This window comes from Paenibacillus sp. MT86 (genome assembly GCF_058792535.1).
In genome coordinates, this window is record NZ_CM179499.1 from 5067788 (window position 1) to 5085838 (window position 18051).

Here is an 18051-nt window from a genome sequence, read left to right on the forward strand (position 1 = left end):
CGCATCCATCTTCTTTGTGTTTCTAATCCGACTTGTCACTCCCCATGTTCACACGTTGTTCACGGTAAACTTGCCGCTAATGTCGAACTTTAGCGTTTAAAACGCCCTTCACCCGTTTAATGAACTAGGTACGCTCGCCCACCGTTTCCAATTTATTGTCGTTTGTAACAATCCTGTTCTTTTTGAAGGCAACCGTTCCTTTATAATCATGATGTGAATGTACACAAGGGAGAGAGTAATTATGAATATCATCTTGGCTTTATTCATCTTGGCATCCGCGGGTTTAGGCAGTTCCAGTCCGCAGGAAGGCAATCTTACCGCCAAACTTCAGGCCTCATTAAACACCGCCATGATCCAGGGCATGCACCAAAACAACAGCCAAGGCCACGGCCAAACCGAGGGCAAAGGCCAGGGGCAAAGCGGCATCAAGCCGAATACGACGGCAATCGATCCGCAGGTCGACGCGCCTAAAGTCAAGGGCATTTATGTAACGGCTTATAGCGCAGGCGGCTCCAGAATGAATCAGCTGGTGGATCTTTTGGACAACACCGATCTCAATGCCATGGTCATTGACATCAAGGATGATGAAGGATACATAACGTACAAGACCGATAATCCTAAACTGAAGGAGCTCGGCAAATCCCAGCCGTTTATCAAAGACATCAAGCAGCTGATGAAGCGGCTGGAGAAACACGATATCTATCCGATCGCCAGGGTGGTTGTGTTCAAGGATACCATTCTCGCCAAGAAAAACCCGGAGCTTTCCTTCCGTAAAAGCGATGGCACCGTATGGACCAACGGCGGCGGCGACAGCTTCGTCAACCCGTACAGCAAAGAGGTCTGGGATTACAACATCGAGATCGCCAAAGAAGCCGCCAAACTCGGATTCAAGGAAATCCAGTTCGATTATGTTCGTTTTCCGGAAGGTTTCGAGAAACGGGCCGATTCCCTGAAATATACCAAGACGGATCAATCGCGCGTGGACGTGGTCTCCGATTTCGTGCAGTATGCCCGGGAAGAGCTTGCACCGCTCGGCATCCGCGTATCCGTTGACATCTTCGGCTATGCGGCCTCCGTGCCTGCGGCAGAAGGCATCGGACAGGACTTCGTGAAAATCTCCAAAAACGTCGATATCATCAGCCCGATGGTATATCCGAGCCATTACACGGCGGGATGGTTCGGCTCCCCCGTTCCGGACAAGGCTCCTTACCAGACCATCAAGGGATCCATGGAAGACACCCACAAGAAGCTCGATGAGCTGGGAGAGCAGAAGCCGATCATCCGGCCTTGGATTCAGGACTTTACCGCCAGCTGGCTCGGAAGCGGAAACTATGCCAAATACGGCAAAAAGGAAATCGAGGAGCAGATTCGCGCCCTCAAAGACACGAACGTCGATGAATACTTACTCTGGAATGCTTCCAACCGTTATACGGAAGGCGTCACTCATAAATAATCACTCATTCGTTTCGAAAGGGTCGGCCATCTTTTATGGCCGGCCCTTTCTTCCGTTTGATCGATGGTGAACCCCTCTCTTGACAGCCAATGCTATGATGAAGATTAGGGTCGGACTACCGACCCTGAACAAGCAAGCTGACGCCCCCCGATTCAAACGCTGGTTGAGTTACGGCTTGCCGCTCAATAAGCCCGTTATTGTACCCGCTCAGGGCAGGGTCCTACAATATAGGAACAGCGTCATAAAACTCCAACGAAAGAAAGGCAAATCACAATGCAACCGACCACTACAACACGGGGAAAGCTGAAACAATTCGCGATCATTCTCATCCCCATTCTCGTAACGCAGCTTGCTTTATCGGCCATTACTTTTTTTGACACCAATATGTCGGGAAAATTCAGCTCGGTCGACTTGGCAGGCGTAGCCATCGCTACAAGCATTTGGATTCCGGTCCAAACCGGACTCAGCGGAATTCTCATGGGGATCACCCCCATCGTTTCGCAGCTCGTCGGCGGACGACAGGAACAAAAAGTCGCCTATCAGGTCAACCAGGCGCTCTGGCTGTCCGTCTTACTGGCCATCGTCGTCCTTGCCATCGGGTATGCCGTCGTACCGAGCATTCTTGGTGCCATGAACCTGGAGCCTGAGGTTCGTCGGATTGCTTCCCATTTTCTTGCCGCCATCTCGATCGGCATCATTCCGTTGTTTGCCTACACCGTGCTTCGCAGCTTCATCGATGCGCTCGGGCAAACAAAAATTTCGATGGTCATCACGCTGATTACCCTCCCGGTGAACGTAGGCTTGAATGCCCTGTTGATCTATGGTTACTGGGGCTTTCCGCGATTGGGAGGCGTAGGTGCCGGCCTGGCGTCCGCCATTACCTATTGGACGGTTCTGGCGATCGCCATCGTCATCATCCATAGAAATCACCCATTCTCTCCATTTGGTATCTTCAGGCAGCTTCGGGGAGTATCCCTGAGCGCTTGGAAGGGCCTGTTAAAAATCGGCTTGCCGATCGGGTTCTCGATTTTTCTCGAGACCGCAGTCTTCGCCGCGGTGACTTTGCTCATGAGCAGCTTTGACACAGCTACCATTGCCGCGCATCAGGCCGCCTTGAATTTCGCTACGACACTGTACATGCTGCCGTTAAGCATATGCATGAGCTTAACCATTCTTGTAGGCTTTGAAGCCGGCTCGGGCCGGATGAAGGATGCCTGGAAGTACGCCAAGCTCGGCATCGGCACGGCCGTCATCCTGTCGCTGATCACCGCTGTCGTCCTGTTTATGGCCGGCCGCCAGGTTGCCGGTTTATATTCCAACGAGCCTGAGGTCGTGGCGTTGATCCAGCATTTCCTGCTATTCGCGATTTTCTTCCAGATCTCGGACGCGATCGCCACGCCGACCCAAGGAGCGCTGCGAGGCTACAAAGACGTTAACGTCGCTTTTATGCTCGCATTTCTATCGTTCTGGGTCATTGGCCTGCCTGTGGGATACGTGCTCGCCAACTATACCGATTGGCAAGCCTTCGGCTACTGGATCGGGTTGATCACGGGACTTGGGGTAGGCGCGGCCCTGATGCTTATGCGCCTGGTCAAAGTCCAGCGCAAGTTCGCTGGCCAGGCAAAGGCAACGTCCTTATCCGCATCATAAGACAACGGACCGCATATCGCGGAAGTTGTTATCGCGACATCAGGATGGTCTAACATTTATACTAAAAAAGACCGTCTCCAAGCAGAATGGATTCTGCCATGGAGACGGTCTTTTATCGTTATCGCCAAAACGGACTTATTGGGACAATCGCAATGCCAGATCGTACAGATCCCGGTCAAATTCCTTCTTGGTGTTAACGACCTTGTCAATGTCCGTAAGGACCAGTTCGCCTTTGATGATGCCGCATCCTTTGTCGGATTGGCCATCAATCAGGCTGCGAACCGCAAAATCGCCGAGACGGCTTGCCAAATTGCGGTCAAACGGAGTCGGAGCTCCGCCGCGCTGGATATGACCAAGCACGGTTACGCGGGCATCGATTGACGCATGGCACTCTTTCAGATCGTGGACAACGTCCTCGCCGCGTCCGACGCCTTCCGCTACGATAATGATGCTGTGGCGCTTGCCTTTGGCAAAATTCTCGCGAAGACGCGTCGCCACTTCATCAAGATTGTACTCCACTTCCGGCACCAGGATGGTCTCCGCCCCGGAAGCCAGGCCCGCGTGAAGGGCGATGTCGCCGCAGTGGCGTCCCATAACTTCTACAACCGACGAGCGGGCATGGGAAGACATCGTATCGCGCAATTTGTTTACAGCGTCTACAACGACGCTGACCGCTGTATCAAAACCGATCGTATAGTCGGTAAAGGAAATATCATTATCAATCGTGCCCGGAAGACCCATCGTTTTGATTCCGAGCTTGCTCAGCTTGTTCGCACCTTGGTACGAGCCGTCTCCGCCGATGACGACCAAACCGTCGATGCCGTGCTGATTCAGAATGTCGGCGCCTTTCTGCTGCCCTTCCGCCGTCTTGAACTCCTCACAACGGGCGGAACGAAGAATCGTGCCTCCGCGCTGGATGATATCCCCTACGCTGCGAAGGTCCATTTTGATAATGTCGTTTTCGAGAAGACCTTGGTAACCGCGTTGAATCCCGTATACCTCTAGTCCATAATACAAACCGCTCCGTACAACGGCGCGCAGCGCCGCGTTCATCCCTTGGGAATCGCCACCACTTGTAAGAACTGCAATTTTTTTAACCTCTGCCATGTCTCTTTTCCTCCTTCAATGTCACTCATGCTTATGCTTACGAATCCATCGGCTGTTGACGTAGAAAAAAATCCGGGTCATCGGGCTCTTCTTCATCAAACGTTTGGATACGGTGCGAACCAGTTGCTGCTCGCTGACTTTTGGATCGGATAAATATAACGCCAGTAACCCCTCAATGATCATACGATGAAAAGGGGTCGAGGGAATCGTTCTGACATCCTTCCGGGCCCACTCAACAATGGAAGCTATACGGTTCAGCATCGTATCGGCATCTTCGTAATAATTACAAAAGTTCAGATCGCCGCCCAGCCTGTCTTCGTCTTGATCAATAAGATAATCCAGCATAATGTGGAGACTGCATACATTCGGAAAATAAGACGCATGAATGGACGATGCATCCTCGTCATCCAGAAACGGATCGGTTGCAGCCAAGAACAGCATGAACACACCCAAGGTTGATCCCGTTGCAGCCGCAAACTCGTTCCACCGCAGATGCGGTGTCCGGTGTGCATGCCGGGACCACCATTCAAGCAATGCCGCTTCTCTCTTATCCGGATGGATGTGCTTGTATACCTGCAAATCGGCATAAAGCCCAGCCAAATCCCTTATGTAGGGCTTTGCCGCTTCATATCCTGATAATTGCCCGATGCAATCCCGGCATTTCTGCACAAGGCGGAGAAGATAACCTCCGTCCTCCCTTTCGGACCGGAGCGCGTAATAATCAGCCGGCTCCATTTCAGGTGTAACGGCATCCAGCATCGACTGATGGAGCTGTCTGAAATCCGCTGGATCCAGCGAAGTACTGCGGTCACATAAATTATCGAGATAATCGCTAATTGTCTGGTAAGCTACAATCAATGGAATGAGAATGTGCTTTTCCGGCAGATTGGCTGCGGCATACACCGCACCGCCCTGGCAGTGAAATCTTTTGGTATCTATACTGGCCAGTGCCTGCTTTCGTAGCTCCTCATCCGGAATTTGCTCAGCCTCCCGGCGCCACTTCTCCAATTCGCTCCGCACTTCCGGGAGTATGAATTTGTACACCCGGCTCATCAGCCCGACCGGACTGCGCGGAACCTTACGGCTTAGCTCTTGATTATTCAATGAACTCTGCCTCCACATGGTTGTCTTTTTATACCTATCCAAATCAAACCTATTATAATATGATCGCCCATTTTGCACAAATAACACAGATCATTGACGGGGGTGGGCCGTTAACGCATTCTATTATCCATCTATCTCCAATCAGCGATATGTTATATACTAGTCGGAGTTGAACAACAGACCATGAACTTCGCGAATGCCGTTTCATCCACCGGTCCACGGGTTCATGAAAGAACGGAGATCCCCAGCATGAAACTTCCCGCTTCGTCCAGACCGGATCAGAATTGGCTCCGCGCCTTTATGTTTACGATATTCGGCACGACAGCCCTTGTCATTTCTTATTTTCCGCTTTATTACAAAGAAATCGGCTTCAGCAGCGCGCAGATCGGCTATCTGTATGCCATCGGCCCGTTGATATCCATGTTCTCCAACATGATTTGGAGCTACACGAGCGACAAATACCGGACCATCAAGCGCATCATGAACATTCTGATTATCGGGCAGCTTGTCACGATGCTCATCCTATGGCAGGTTACAAGCTTCGGCGTTGTATTGATTACGATCAGCTTGTTTTATTTCTTCTACTACCCGGTCTATCCGTTGGCGGATACGATGGCCATCCAGACGGCGCAGCGGTACGGTCGCAGCTTTACCGTCATCCGCGTATTCGGCTCGCTCGGCTACGCGTTCTTCGCCCTTGGCATTGGATATGCCATCGGTGCAGCGGGCGCTTCGGCTGCGCTGTCGATCGGCATCGGGATCGGCGTATTTACGCTCATATGCTCCTTTCTTATCCGCGATGGCGTCGCGGCCAAATCAGAGCCTGTGGAACTGGCAGCCCTGCTCAAAATATTGCGTTCGAAAGAAATATTGTGGTTCTTCGGCTGCACCTTCTGTCTTGCCATCGCCCACCGCATGAATGAAGCCTTTCTGACGCTCACCTTATCGGGGCTTGGTGCGGGCGAGGGTCTTATCGGGTGGTCCTTGATGATCTCGGCTGCCAGCGAGATCCCGATTTTTTTCCTGCTGAGCAAGTATGGAGACAAGATGAAGGAGCTGCCGCTGCTCGGCTTTGCAAGCCTGATGTTTGCGCTCCGATTCCTGCTCATGGCGCTGGCGTCCGATCCGTTGTCGGTGCTCGCCGTCCAGTCGCTTCACAGCATTACCTTCGGCGTGTTCTATGTAACCGCGGTCCGTTATATTACCAGGATCATTCCGTGGCAGTACCGGGCGACCGGGATGGCGCTCTTCATTATTTTCTGGTCCAGCGTCTCAGGGCTTCTCAGTGGAGCTTTCGGCGGTTTGCTGTTCGAAGCCGCGGGGAGATCGTCCTTCTACCTGCTTGCAGCTCTCCTGTCCTTCGCTACCTGCCTCGGCTTTATCTACCGGCACCTCTTCGCCAAGCCGGAGGAGATGCATACCTCTGGATTCGGCGCCTAGAATACAGCGCGAAACGCTCCTGAGTATAAGATCAATAAAGGCAAGTACGGACCGGGTATCGATCCGAACCTGCCTTTGATTGATCCTGACTAGACCTGCTTGACCCAAAAGAATACAAAAAAGCACAGTTCTCGGTAGAGAACTGTGCTTCATGCCTTGGTAATTCTATAAGATCTCCGTATCGGGAGTTAGCTTACAGTTTTGTTACGTTGGCTGCTTGAGGACCACGGTTACCTTCTGTGATGTCGAACTCAACCGCTTGACCTTCTTCCAAACTCTTGAAGCCTTCTTCTTGAATTGCGGAGAAGTGTACGAATACATCCTCGCCACCTTCAACGGAAATGAAGCCGTAACCTTTTTCTGCGTTAAACCATTTAACTGTACCTTTCAAATGAACAACCTCCTAAAAATACCGCCATCTATGGCGAATATCCATATTATATCCCATGTTTTCTGACAATGCAATCCGTCAATTCACCCTAAGGGGCTTTTTTTCGGCACACTATTTTAATCAGAAGATGATTTGCTTTTAAGCCCGCGAGTGCGTTATCATTTACCCAAAAGCCTAAGTAGCAAACGGAGATGCATATGATCAAAAAACATGAAATATACAAAAAAGACAAGTGGAACATGATGACGGTCGAAGTTCAGGGCCGATACATCGTTCTTCGCGAAATTTCCGACCAGTGGGGTGAAGAGACCCATACCTTCATGAGTCGGCCAGCCTTGATGCACTGGGCTCAAAACCGCTTTCCCAAAGAAGATTTCGAAGGCCGGGAAGATGAGTGGAGAGAAATGATGGCTGCCTTTAAGCAGGTGTAATGGATGGATTATACGAATATCGTCATCTTCATTATTCTGGCCTTCAGTCTGGGTGCCATCATGATCATGTACCGGGATCGGATACCCCAAAGACTGAGAAGGGGGATGGCCCTGATTGCCGTCGCCTTTATCTTGTTTGCCTTTTACCTTATTGTATACAGTTTCTTGAATCTGGGTTCCTCGTAAATTTATAGGATGAAAGTGGCGGGTACGCGGCATACTATCGCTCGGATGCTTCAATTCGAGGAGGTATTATGCCATGAGAGGCGCCAAGGTGCTCTGCATTACGCTTGCCATCTGCCTGCTAGCTCTATCCGCTGCCCGCTCCGAAGTCTTGTCTGAAGGAACCCGGACTCCAACTAATCCATATCATTCAAGGAGGATTTCCATGGAACAATTGTTGAAACGCGCTGATGTCCCTAAAGAGCATCAATGGAAACTCGAGGATTTATTTGCTGATCAAAAGGCTTGGGATGCAAGCTTTGCGGAGCTGAAGAATCTGCTGAAACGGACCGCCGATTACCAGGGCAAGTTAAACAACGCAGCTTCCATCAAGGAATGCTTCGAGCTCGAAGACGAAATCTCATACCATGCCGAACGCTTATACGTATACGCTCATATGCACCATGACGAAGATACGGCAAACCCTACATATCAGGCACTAACCGCCAAAGCCAAAAAACTGAACGTCGAAGCCGGAGAAGCCCTCTCTTTCATCACGCCTGAAATTCTGTCCCTGTCCGAGGCGGAACTGGATAAACTGATCGAGGACCCTACCCTGAAGGAATTCAAATTCACGCTGACGGAGATGAAACGGGAGAAAGCGCACGTGCTGTCCAAGACGGAAGAAGCGCTGCTGGCTCAAGTCGGCAACCTCTCCTCTGCACCGCAGACCATTTTCGGCATGCTCAACAATGCGGACATGAAATTCCCGAAAATCAAAAACGAGGACGGCAAGGACGTCGAGCTTACGCACGGCAATTATATTCAATTCCTGGAGAGCCCGAACCGCGAGGTTCGCGAGCGTGCCTTCAAAGCCGTCTACGAAACCTACGGCAAGCAGAAAAACACGATTGCGGCTACGCTGAACGCCAACGTTAACAAAAATATGTTCTACTCCCGCGTCCGCAAGTACCCTTCCGTTCTGGAAATGGCTCTCTATGGGGATAACATTCCGAAGGAAGTCTATACGAACCTGATCGACACCATTCACGAGAGCCTGCCGCTCCTTCACCGTTACATGGAGCTCCGCAAGAAGCTGCTGGGCGTGGATGAGCTTCATATGTACGATTTGTTCGCTCCGCTCGTAGAAGAGTACAAATGGGATATCACATACGAGGAAGCGAAACAAATGACCAAGGAAGGCCTTACGCCGCTTGGTGACGATTATCTCAGCAGCCTGCAGGAAGGCTATGACAACGGCTGGATCGACGTGTACGAGAATGAGAACAAACGGACCGGCGCATACAGCTGGGGCGCATACGGCACCCATCCATATGTTCTGCTGAACCATAAAGATAATCTGAACAGCATGTTTACCCTTGCCCACGAGATGGGCCATGCGCTTCACTCCTACTACTCCGACAATGCCTTGAAATACCGTGATGCGCAGTACACCATCTTCCTGGCGGAAGTGGCGTCCACCACAAACGAAGCGCTGCTGATGGATTACCTGCTGAAGAACGCCAAGGATCCGAAGCAGAAGATGTATCTGCTTACCTACTATGCCGATCAATTCCGGACGACGGTATTCCGTCAAACGATGTTTGCCGAGTTCGAGAAGATCGTGCATGAACGCGTGGAAAGCGGCGAATCCCTGACGCCACAGGATCTTTCCGACATCTACTACGAGCTGAACGTGAAATATCACGGCAAAGGCATGCAGGTGGATAAAGAGATCGGCATGGAATGGGCACGGATTCCTCATTTCTACAACAGCTTTTATGTGTACAAATACGCGACCGGCTTCTCGGCTGCGACCAGTTTCTCCAAGCAAATCCTGGAGGAAGGCCAGCCTGCCGTTGACCGTTATCTCGGCTTCCTGAAGAGCGGAGGCAGCGACTACTCCATCAACATCCTCAAGAAGGCCGGCGTGGATATGTCTTCTCCGGAGCCGATCCGTGAGGCGATGAGCGTGTTTGAAGACGTCATCAACCAGATGGAGCTGTTGACGAAATAAACAGCCCTGCATTCGCGGGCTTAAGCGAATCTCAATTGACCGGTGGAATAAAATCCCTTGCCCTTTACGGGCGAGGGATTTTATACTGTTTGGAGGAAGGAGGTGTTCCCCATGAAAATTCAATGGTCGTTAATCGCAGCCTTATTGTTTGCCCTGATTACGGCTGTGTTCGCCGTCATCAATGTCAATCCGGTTGCCGTGAACCTGTTATTCGGCACCGTCAACGTACCGCTGATTCTGCTGATTATCGGATGCTCGCTGATCGGGGGACTGATCGTCGGCACGTTCGGGATTTACCGTCAATATCAAATGCAGAAGGAAATCCGTTCGTTAGCGGAGCAGCTCATACATATCCGTGAAGTAACGGGATACACCCCTGAAATACAAGCTGCGGAAGAGGAAAACAAGAAAGATCAGAAGGACGCTCCCATTGAATAGGGAAGGCTGTCCCATCGAACCAAGGAGGCATAACAACCCGTGTCGATACAACCGAATGAAACTTACGTGCTGGACCTGCTAAAAGAACTGCTGGATACGCCGAGCCCTACCGGATATACCCACGACATCATGAAGCGGATCGAGCAGGAAGCCGCTTCGCTTGGAGTTTCCCTGGAATGGAATGAGAAAGGCGGAGCCATCCTGTCCGTTCCCGGACAAGACGGCAGCCGAACCGTCGGCCTGAGCGCCCATGTGGACACGCTCGGCGCCATGGTTCGTGCCGTGAAATCGGAAGGTACGCTCCGGCTTACCTCCGTCGGCGGATACATGATGAACAGCATCGAGAATGAATACTGCATCATCCATACGCGCAGCGGCAAGAAATATACGGGCACGATCCTGTCCACGCATCCTTCCGTTCACGTGTACAGCGATGCCCGTGATTTCAAGCGCCAGGAAGCCCATATGGAGGTCCGGATCGACGAATGGGTGGAGTCTGCCGAAGATGTGAAGAAACTCGGAATCGGCGTTGGTGATTTTGTGTCCTTTGATGCGCGTGCGGTCATTACGCCGAGCGGTTACATCAAATCGCGCCATCTGGATGACAAAGCCAGCGTCGCCGCCCTCTTCGGCTTGCTCGAAAGCATGAAACGGGATAACTGGAAGCCTGCCTACAATGTGAAGCTTCTCATCTCGAACTATGAAGAGGTCGGACATGGCGCCGCCTACATTCCTGCCGACATCCATGAACTGATTGCGGTCGATATGGGCTGCATCGGCGATGACCTGAGCTGCAAGGAAACCGATGTATCCATCTGCGCAAAGGATTCTTCCGGTCCCTACGACTACGGCATGACCAGCCGTCTGATCCAGCTGGCTGAAAGCGAAGGCATTGCTTATGCGGTGGACGTGTACCCGCATTACGGCTCCGATGCATCCGCGGCGCTCTCCGCCGGCAGCAACATCAAGGCTGCGCTGATCGGTCCCGGCGTTCATGCATCCCATGCGATGGAAAGAACGCATAAACAGGCTGTTCTTAACACCGTTAAGCTGCTGGCTGCCTACGTGAAATAAGTCATCTCCATACAGAAAAAGGGGCGTCCCGCCAAGGCCATAAGCCTGGGGACGCCCCTTTTGCATATTCAAGATTTCTTGCTCTGCTCAATCTTCTCCGCAAGCTCGTTCAGATAGGTCCAGCGCTCCATCAAATGCTCCAGCTCGCCTTCCGTCTCCTCTTGGGACTTCATCAGCTCCTGAAGCCTGGCCGCATCGCTGCCGGCGGTCTCCATCTCCGATTGAATCGAAGCGAGCTTGTTCTCGGCGGCTTCGATAAGACCGTCAATCTGCTCGTACTCCCGCTGTTCTTTATAACTGAATTTCAAGCGCTCCCGCGGCGCTTCCTGAGCGGAACCGCTGCCTGAGCCTCCCGAAGCAGGCTTGGCACTGGATGCTTCCGCCTTGCCCCCGGCGGCTTCGCCGCCATGGCGCTGCATCCATTCGGCATATTCGCTGTAAGAGCCGACATGGACACGGATCTGTCCGCTGCCCTCAAACGCCATGATCTTGTCCACCGTTCGATCCAGGAAAAAGCGATCATGGGATACCACGATGCAGACGCCCGGGAATTCATCCAGGTACTGCTCCAGGACGGACAGCGTCTGAATGTCCAGATCATTGGTCGGTTCATCGAGAAGCAGCACGTTCGGCGCGCTCATCAGCACCCGCAGCAGGTACAGCCTGCGCTTTTCGCCCCCGGACAGCTTGGCGATCGGCGTCCACTGCAGCGCCGGCGGGAACAGGAAGCGTTCCAGCATCTGGGCCGCGGTAATGGCCGAGCCGTCCGCCGTGCGGACAACCTCCGCTTCATCCTTGATATACTCAATCACTCGCTGACTGCCGTCCATCTCCTGATGCTCCTGGGTGAAATAACCGAGCTTGACCGTGGGGCCAAGCACGACTTCCCCGGCATCCGGCTGAAGCCGCCCGGCAATCAGATTGAGCAGCGTGGATTTGCCGCTGCCGTTCGGGCCAACGATGCCGATCCGATCCTCTAGAACGGCAATGTAGGAAAGATCCTGAATGAGAACTTTGTCGTCGCTCTTCTTCCGCAGACCTTCAATCTCCAGAATTTTCCGTCCCAGCCGGGTAGAAGCGACCGAGACGTCCAGTTCGCCGGAGCTGTGTACCATCTCCTGATCCTTGAGCTTCTCGAATCGTTCGATCCTCGCCTTCTGCTTGGTCGTACGCGCCTTGGCTCCTCGGCGAATCCAGGCCAGTTCGTTCCGCAGCAAATTCTGGCGCTTCTGCTCGGAAGCAGCCTCACGCTCCTCGCGCTCCGCCTTCAGTTCCAGAAAGCGGCTGTAATTCGCCTCATATCGGAACAGCCGCCCGTGATCCAGCTCCAGCATGACATTGGCCACCCGGTCCAGAAAATACCGATCATGCGTAATCATGAGCAGCGCACCCCGGCGCTTCTGCAGATACTGTTCCAGCCAGGCCACGGATTCATTGTCGATATGGTTCGTCGGCTCATCCAGGATAAGCAAATCGGAAGGCTGAATCAAGGCCGCAGCCAATGCGACCCGCTTACGCTGACCGCCTGAGAGCGTCCCCATCTTCGCGTCATAATTCCGGATGCCCAGCTTGGACAGGATGGTTTTCGCATCGCTTTCCAGCTGCCACGCCTGCAGCGTATCCAGCGTCTGATTGAGCTTCAGCAGCTTCTGCTGCAGGTCTTCGCGATTCGGATGCAGCTCCAGCAGTTCCATCGTTTCGGTGTACTCCCGGACCGCCTTCATCTCTGGAAGATCGCCCTCAAATACCTGCTGCAGGACGGTATTGTCCGGATCAAACTCGGGGTTCTGGGCCAGATAACGCACCCGGATGCGATTGCCCATCGATATTTTACCGGCATCCGGCGGCTCAATCCCCGCGATAACGCGCATAAACGTGGATTTCCCCGTGCCGTTTACGCCGATGATCCCGATTTTATCCTGGTCCTCCATCCCGAAGGAAGCATCCTGAAACAGAATTTTGTCTCCATAGCTTTTCGTTACCTGTTCCACGGTCAATATATTCATAGTTATGATCCCTACTTACATCTATAGATTTCGTTGATCGTTCGTTCATCGGTAAGACGGATACATTATAACGCAATCCACGCCGCAATCCCATAAGCTGCCGCGCCGCCAAGCAATGAGCTGACCAGATTGACCGCATCGTTGGACATCCAGGCATGTCCGCGCATGCGCACCGTATCCTGGCCGCAATGTCGAGACACTTCCACCGATTTGCCGCACGCCGGGCAGCGATACATTACCTGCATGGTCGCACCGAGGTACGAATCGGCAAAAGCTCCGACCATGCCGCCCCCAAGGGCAGCCAGGACATACGGCAACAGATCCGCATTCATGCCGCTCCACTCGGCCAGCAGCCATCCGCCTGCCCCAATCAGCATGCTCCCTGCTGCCGCCGCCGCGGAGCCGACCCAGGATACGCCGCCGGATTCCCCGGCTGTCAGCACCCTTCCGTTCAGCACGGAACGCGGGGGCTTCCGGCTAAGGCTGCCTACCTCCGTGGCCCAGGTATCCGCCGTCACCGTAGCCATGACGCCTATAAACAGGTACACCCACAGATGGGACGGAATCCATACGTTCAACAGACACAGCACCATGCCGATGCCGCCATTGGCGAAGACCTGACCAGCATCCCGCCGGCCGGTCTTGGCATAGGATTTCTCCAGGTCCGCCTTCCGCTGCTTCCCATGCCGCGAGAGCAGCGTGGACGTTATGAAAAAAAGAAGCAGGGTTCCGAACCAAAACGCGTTCCCTGCTCCGTAATATATGGTACCCATCAGAATAGCGGCTAAGGCTCCGGATTCCGATAACGATCGTTTCCTGTAAGCGGCTCCTGCCACGATGACGGCACCCGCTGCCCCGATCAGCCAATCCATCCGCGATCCCTCCCATAATAAAGCTTGTCAGATTACCCGATTTCGCAGCGGCCCAGACGGACGTCTCCCCAGAACAGTTCGAACACGTCGCCGGATTCCGTGGGTCCCACGCCGGCCGGCGTGCCTGTGAAGATCAAATCCCCTTGACCAAGACCGTAATGCTCGCCGATGTAATCGATGATGCGCTGAAGAGAGAAGATCATATCCTTCACATTCCCCCGCTGGACCTGGTCGCCGTTCTTCCAGACGGTAAAATCCTTATCCTCAAGCTTGGCGGTTCCCGGGAAAGCAATGGATGGCGTAAGCGGCGCGGAAGATTTAAACGCCTTTGCCGCCGTCCACGGGTGTCCTTTCTCCTTAATGACCGTCTGTACGTCACGCAGCGTGAAATCGATGCCAAGGGCCATCGATTTTACAAGCTCGTCCACGGTCTTGCCTGGCGCGTAATCCTCCGCAAGCTGAATAACAAGCTCGCCTTCAAAATGAAGGCTGCCCCTGTCCATCGGCAGCTTCAGCACGCTGCCGTCCAGCGGAACGACGGCATGCGAGGGTTTAAGAAAAATCATCGGCTCTTCCGGTACGGCATTGCCGAGCTCCGCCGCATGCAGTTGGTAATTACGTCCTACACAATAAACGTTATTCACTAGGGCACACATCAATTAAAACCTCCATTTTCTTCGCCAGAACGGAACTTTTGGTGCAATTTTATGAATAAAGATTTGGCCCCATGTATCGGGCCGGTTCGTACAGATCATGATGGCGGGATTCATTCGGGCGAGCGATCTCATGCTCTTCGCATCATCCACCGTCCAAGCCATGGGCGTAATGCCGTTCTTCACCAGATCCGACGCAAAAGCCGCATCCAGGTGGGAATAGCCGATGGATAAAAAGGAACATTTCATTTGCTTCAAGCGTGCCAGCAAATTGCGAGGGTGCGCATCGATGATAAGTCCGGTTTTCACGTCGGGCTCCAATTCCTTTGCCTTCATCAAAGCTTTCGGTTCAAACGAAGTAAGCACCACGTCCGGCAGCATCCGGTGGGCTTGAATCCGCTCCAGGACAGCGGCTTCCAGGCCTGGATACATGTCCCCGCTCGTTTTGAGTTCGATGTTAAGTTTCAATCGGCCTTTGACCAGCTGCAGGACCTCATCCAGCGATGGAACCTGCTCACCCCTGAACTGGCGTCCCTTCCATTCTCCGGCGTCCATCCTCCGGATTTGCTGCCAGGTCAGATCCTTCACCTTGCCCTTCCCGGTCGTCGTACGATCCACGCTGAAGTCATGGATCACGACAGGGACCCCGTCCTGAGTCAGCTGCACATCAATCTCCATCCAATGCACGAAGGGCTCATCCATCGCCATCTGAATGGCTGCGCGCGTATTTTCAGGCGCTTTACCGGAAAACCCCCGGTGAGCCACGCATAAATTGTTCATGGTGGGACCTCCTTGATGTAACGTTTAACGAATTAGTCTGCGGCCTTGCCTGCTATAACTTCACCATCAAGCGCTATTTTGACGCCGCCGACGGATCGCTCCTGGACCTCTTTCAGCAGGGCTTCAGCTTCTTTGCCTTCAAGCGGAATGACCTGTCCGATCTCCGTACGGTAAGGCGTCAGCTTCAGGTCGCAGTCTCCTTGCTTGCTGCATGAAGCCCGGAACACGGCTGTTTTCCACGTATCCGCATTCGACGATTTGGTAAAGATGAAATTGCCGGTGCTGTACGCAATCCACTTGCCCTTGTACTGCTCCAATCCCTGCAGCACATGCGGGTGGCCGCCGATAATCAGATCGGCGCCGCTGTCAATGAATGCGCGTGACAGATTGATCTGATGGACATTCGGCGTCTTGTGAAGCTCCTCCCCCCAATGGGCGATGACAACCACCAGATCGGCCTTGTTCCTTGCCTCCTGGATCGCTTCAACCGCTCTGGGCAGCACATGGTCATAAGCCCCGGCGACCCCCGGCCTGTTCTCCAGCGCATACCAGGTCGTCTCCGGCAGGACGCGGCTGAACCCAAGCAAGGCAACCGTCATGCCCTGAAGCTCGAAATATTCGGCCGCAAAGGCTTCTTCCTCATTCCTTCCTGCTCCCATATAACGGATATCATGGTCCTTCAGGTGCTTCAAGGTATCCAATAGCCCCTCCTGCCCCTGATCCAGAATGTGATTGTTAGCCAGATTAACGGCTTCCACCCCGGCATCCCGGAGGGCGGGCAATACGTCCGGAGAGGACTTGAATACGAATTTCTTGTTGGCGGCGCCAACGCCTCCGGTCGTAACCGGGGTTTCCAGATTAAGCACGGTTAGGTCGTCCTCCAGAAATGCGGTACCCAGGTGCTTGTAGGGATAATCATATCCATGCTTCTTCAGCTCAGCCTCCACCTTGCCCGAGAACAACGTGTCCCCTGCAAAATGCATGACCACCCGCGCTGCCATCTCGTCATCGGCAGGTTCATCCGCTGCGCTGCCATCAGGCCCCGTTATAGCGGAATCGGGAGGTTCGCCGGGCTCCGTCGTCGTCGAAGGATCCGAATCCGTTCCCGCGCCTACATCCTGCTGCCCGGAGCCGGTGCTTCCCGCCTGCTCCCCTTCCATGCCAAAGTCCGGCATACCAGGGGGATAAGCCGTTTGCGGAACCGGATCTTCCTTGAATTTAAAATGATAAACAAGCAAAGCAGCGATCATAAAAATCAGGCATAGGTTCAGAATGAGCCAAACCTGTCCGGTTCGCTGCTTACGGGCCTTCTTCTCGGCCTTGCTTTTCTCTGATCGTGACAGATGCTGCATAGGTCACTCCTTTATTCACTCATGAGCTCGCGCAATAAGTCGCTTCCCCCATTATACCAGCTTCCCCATAAAGAATAGAACCCCCCGTCGCCGGGGAGTTCCATATCAAAGCATTCTGTTGAGAAATTCGAAATTCGGGTAATACGGCTTACAGTCCAATCAAGGTGATCACGGAGTCGCTCAGCGCCTCCATATAGAGCGGGTCGCTGTTCAAGGAGTCGATGCGCTCAAGCCGCATATCCATCTCCTTGGCAATGCTTTTGGCTTCGATATCCAAATCGTACAGCACCTCAAGATGGTCCGATACGAAACCGACCGGCGCGACCAGCACGTCCTCCACCTGTTCTTCTTTGTTCAGCGCCTGCAGCGTATCCAGAATGTCCGGGCCCAGCCAAGGCTCCGCCGTCCGGCCGGCGCTTTGCCACGTAAACTGCCACTGCTTCACGCCTGCCTTCTCGGCTACGGCCTTGGATGTCTCAAGCAGCTGATCCTGATAAGGATCTCCGACGGACAAAATGCGTTCCGGAAGGCTGTGGGCACTGAACAGCACCCTCACGCTGTCCCGGACAGCCCCCGCTTGCTCGAACTGGTTCAGCTTCGCCGACACCCGGTCTGCAAAAGCCTCGATCAGTTTCGGATGCATGTGATAGCTCTCCACGAACGAAATCTGAAGTCCCAGCTCATCGGCCTTCGCCTGGGCACGCTTCACGTAGGATCCGATGCTCATGGTGGAGTAGTGGGGAGCCAGCACGATGCCGACGGCTTCCTTGATGCCGTCCCGGACCATTTGCTCCACGCCGTCTTCGATATACGGAGCCGCGTGCTTCAAGCCTTGATAACACACGAACTCAAGATCGATGGCCCGGGGATCCGCATTTAATGTATCCTGCAGCGTGCGGACCTGCCGGTCCGTGTTCTCGCGGAGCGGAAACACGCCTCCCACAATCGCCTCATAGCGGTCCGTCAGCTCCTTGAGCTGCTCTTCCGACGGCTTATTTCCGCGGCGGATATGCGTATAATAACTTTCGATTCCTTCCATGCTCTCCGGCGTGCCGTAGGACATGACCAATACGCCAATCTTATTCTTCATACCATCTCACCTCTGGCTAATAAAATATTCA

The 18051-nt window shown here is 53.4% G+C and carries 17 protein-coding genes; 8 read left to right on the forward strand and 9 right to left on the reverse strand.

Going from position 1 to position 18051, the window contains the following annotated elements; translation table 11 throughout:
• Positions 1 to 241: 241 nt before the first annotated feature.
• Both AC3RCL_RS22790 and AC3RCL_RS22795 read left to right on the forward strand, forming a co-directional pair.
• Complete coding sequence (locus AC3RCL_RS22790; protein ID WP_015736698.1) at positions 242 to 1453, forward strand: putative glycoside hydrolase; 1212 nt, start codon at positions 242 to 244, stop codon at positions 1451 to 1453.
• Positions 1454 to 1726: 273 nt separating this feature from the next.
• A complete protein-coding gene (locus AC3RCL_RS22795) occupies positions 1727 to 3103 on the forward strand; it encodes an MATE family efflux transporter (RefSeq protein ID WP_096776058.1) in 1377 nt (458 codons plus the stop codon).
• 135 nt (positions 3104 to 3238) lie between these two features.
• Here the strand turns inward: AC3RCL_RS22795 and pfkA are convergent, their stop codons facing one another.
• Positions 3239 to 4210: a 6-phosphofructokinase gene (gene pfkA / locus AC3RCL_RS22800; RefSeq protein ID WP_009594803.1), complete on the reverse strand. Its 972-nt coding sequence runs from the start codon at positions 4208 to 4210 to the stop codon at positions 3239 to 3241.
• Between the two features lie 21 nt (positions 4211 to 4231).
• Positions 4232 to 5314: a tetraprenyl-beta-curcumene synthase family protein gene (locus AC3RCL_RS22805; RefSeq protein ID WP_096776059.1), complete on the reverse strand. Its 1083-nt coding sequence runs from the start codon at positions 5312 to 5314 to the stop codon at positions 4232 to 4234.
• Positions 5315 to 5563: 249 nt separating this feature from the next.
• Between AC3RCL_RS22805 and AC3RCL_RS22810 the strand changes: the two genes are divergently transcribed.
• Complete coding sequence (locus AC3RCL_RS22810) at positions 5564 to 6754, forward strand: MFS transporter (protein ID WP_492532156.1); 1191 nt, start codon at positions 5564 to 5566, stop codon at positions 6752 to 6754.
• Between the two features lie 193 nt (positions 6755 to 6947).
• Here the strand turns inward: AC3RCL_RS22810 and AC3RCL_RS22815 are convergent, their stop codons facing one another.
• The gene (locus tag AC3RCL_RS22815; RefSeq protein WP_006211711.1) at positions 6948 to 7145 is read right to left on the reverse strand and encodes a cold shock domain-containing protein; all 198 of its coding nucleotides are present in this window, start codon (positions 7143 to 7145) and stop codon (positions 6948 to 6950) included.
• Between the two features lie 197 nt (positions 7146 to 7342).
• Between AC3RCL_RS22815 and AC3RCL_RS22820 the strand changes: the two genes are divergently transcribed.
• The 5 genes from AC3RCL_RS22820 to AC3RCL_RS22840 all read left to right on the forward strand — a co-directional run bounded on the left by AC3RCL_RS22820 (position 7343) and on the right by AC3RCL_RS22840 (position 11267).
• Positions 7343 to 7576, forward strand: a complete 234-nt coding sequence (locus AC3RCL_RS22820; protein WP_009594800.1) for a hypothetical protein — start codon at positions 7343 to 7345, stop codon at positions 7574 to 7576.
• A 3-nt stretch (positions 7577 to 7579) separates the two neighbouring features.
• Positions 7580 to 7762, forward strand: a complete 183-nt coding sequence (locus tag AC3RCL_RS22825) for a hypothetical protein (protein ID WP_015736702.1) — start codon at positions 7580 to 7582, stop codon at positions 7760 to 7762.
• Between the two features lie 202 nt (positions 7763 to 7964).
• The gene (gene pepF / locus AC3RCL_RS22830; RefSeq protein ID WP_492532159.1) at positions 7965 to 9755 is read left to right on the forward strand and encodes an oligoendopeptidase F; all 1791 of its coding nucleotides are present in this window, start codon (positions 7965 to 7967) and stop codon (positions 9753 to 9755) included.
• Positions 9756 to 9866: 111 nt separating this feature from the next.
• Positions 9867 to 10193: a LapA family protein gene (locus AC3RCL_RS22835; RefSeq protein ID WP_492532161.1), complete on the forward strand. Its 327-nt coding sequence runs from the start codon at positions 9867 to 9869 to the stop codon at positions 10191 to 10193.
• A 39-nt stretch (positions 10194 to 10232) separates the two neighbouring features.
• Complete coding sequence (locus AC3RCL_RS22840; RefSeq protein ID WP_213579392.1) at positions 10233 to 11267, forward strand: M42 family metallopeptidase; 1035 nt, start codon at positions 10233 to 10235, stop codon at positions 11265 to 11267.
• A gap of 68 nt (positions 11268 to 11335) precedes the next feature.
• Here the strand turns inward: AC3RCL_RS22840 and taeA are convergent, their stop codons facing one another.
• From taeA to hemH, 6 genes are all read right to left on the reverse strand, one after another.
• Entirely contained in the window at positions 11336 to 13273 is a 1938-nt protein-coding gene (gene taeA, locus AC3RCL_RS22845) for an ABC-F type ribosomal protection protein TaeA (RefSeq protein WP_492532164.1), read from the reverse strand.
• Between the two features lie 65 nt (positions 13274 to 13338).
• Complete coding sequence (locus tag AC3RCL_RS22850; protein WP_492532166.1) at positions 13339 to 14145, reverse strand: DUF92 domain-containing protein; 807 nt, start codon at positions 14143 to 14145, stop codon at positions 13339 to 13341.
• Positions 14146 to 14177: 32 nt separating this feature from the next.
• Complete coding sequence (locus AC3RCL_RS22855) at positions 14178 to 14801, reverse strand: fumarylacetoacetate hydrolase family protein (protein ID WP_492536445.1); 624 nt, start codon at positions 14799 to 14801, stop codon at positions 14178 to 14180.
• 3 nt (positions 14802 to 14804) lie between these two features.
• Positions 14805 to 15578, reverse strand: coding sequence for a glycerophosphodiester phosphodiesterase (locus AC3RCL_RS22860; RefSeq protein ID WP_009593791.1), 774 nt, complete (start codon positions 15576 to 15578; stop codon positions 14805 to 14807).
• A gap of 32 nt (positions 15579 to 15610) precedes the next feature.
• Positions 15611 to 16930, reverse strand: a complete 1320-nt coding sequence (locus AC3RCL_RS22865) for a CapA family protein (RefSeq protein ID WP_492532168.1) — start codon at positions 16928 to 16930, stop codon at positions 15611 to 15613.
• A 148-nt stretch (positions 16931 to 17078) separates the two neighbouring features.
• The gene (gene hemH / locus AC3RCL_RS22870) at positions 17079 to 18020 is read right to left on the reverse strand and encodes a ferrochelatase (protein WP_096776066.1); all 942 of its coding nucleotides are present in this window, start codon (positions 18018 to 18020) and stop codon (positions 17079 to 17081) included.
• Between the last annotated feature and the right edge of the window lie 31 nt (positions 18021 to 18051).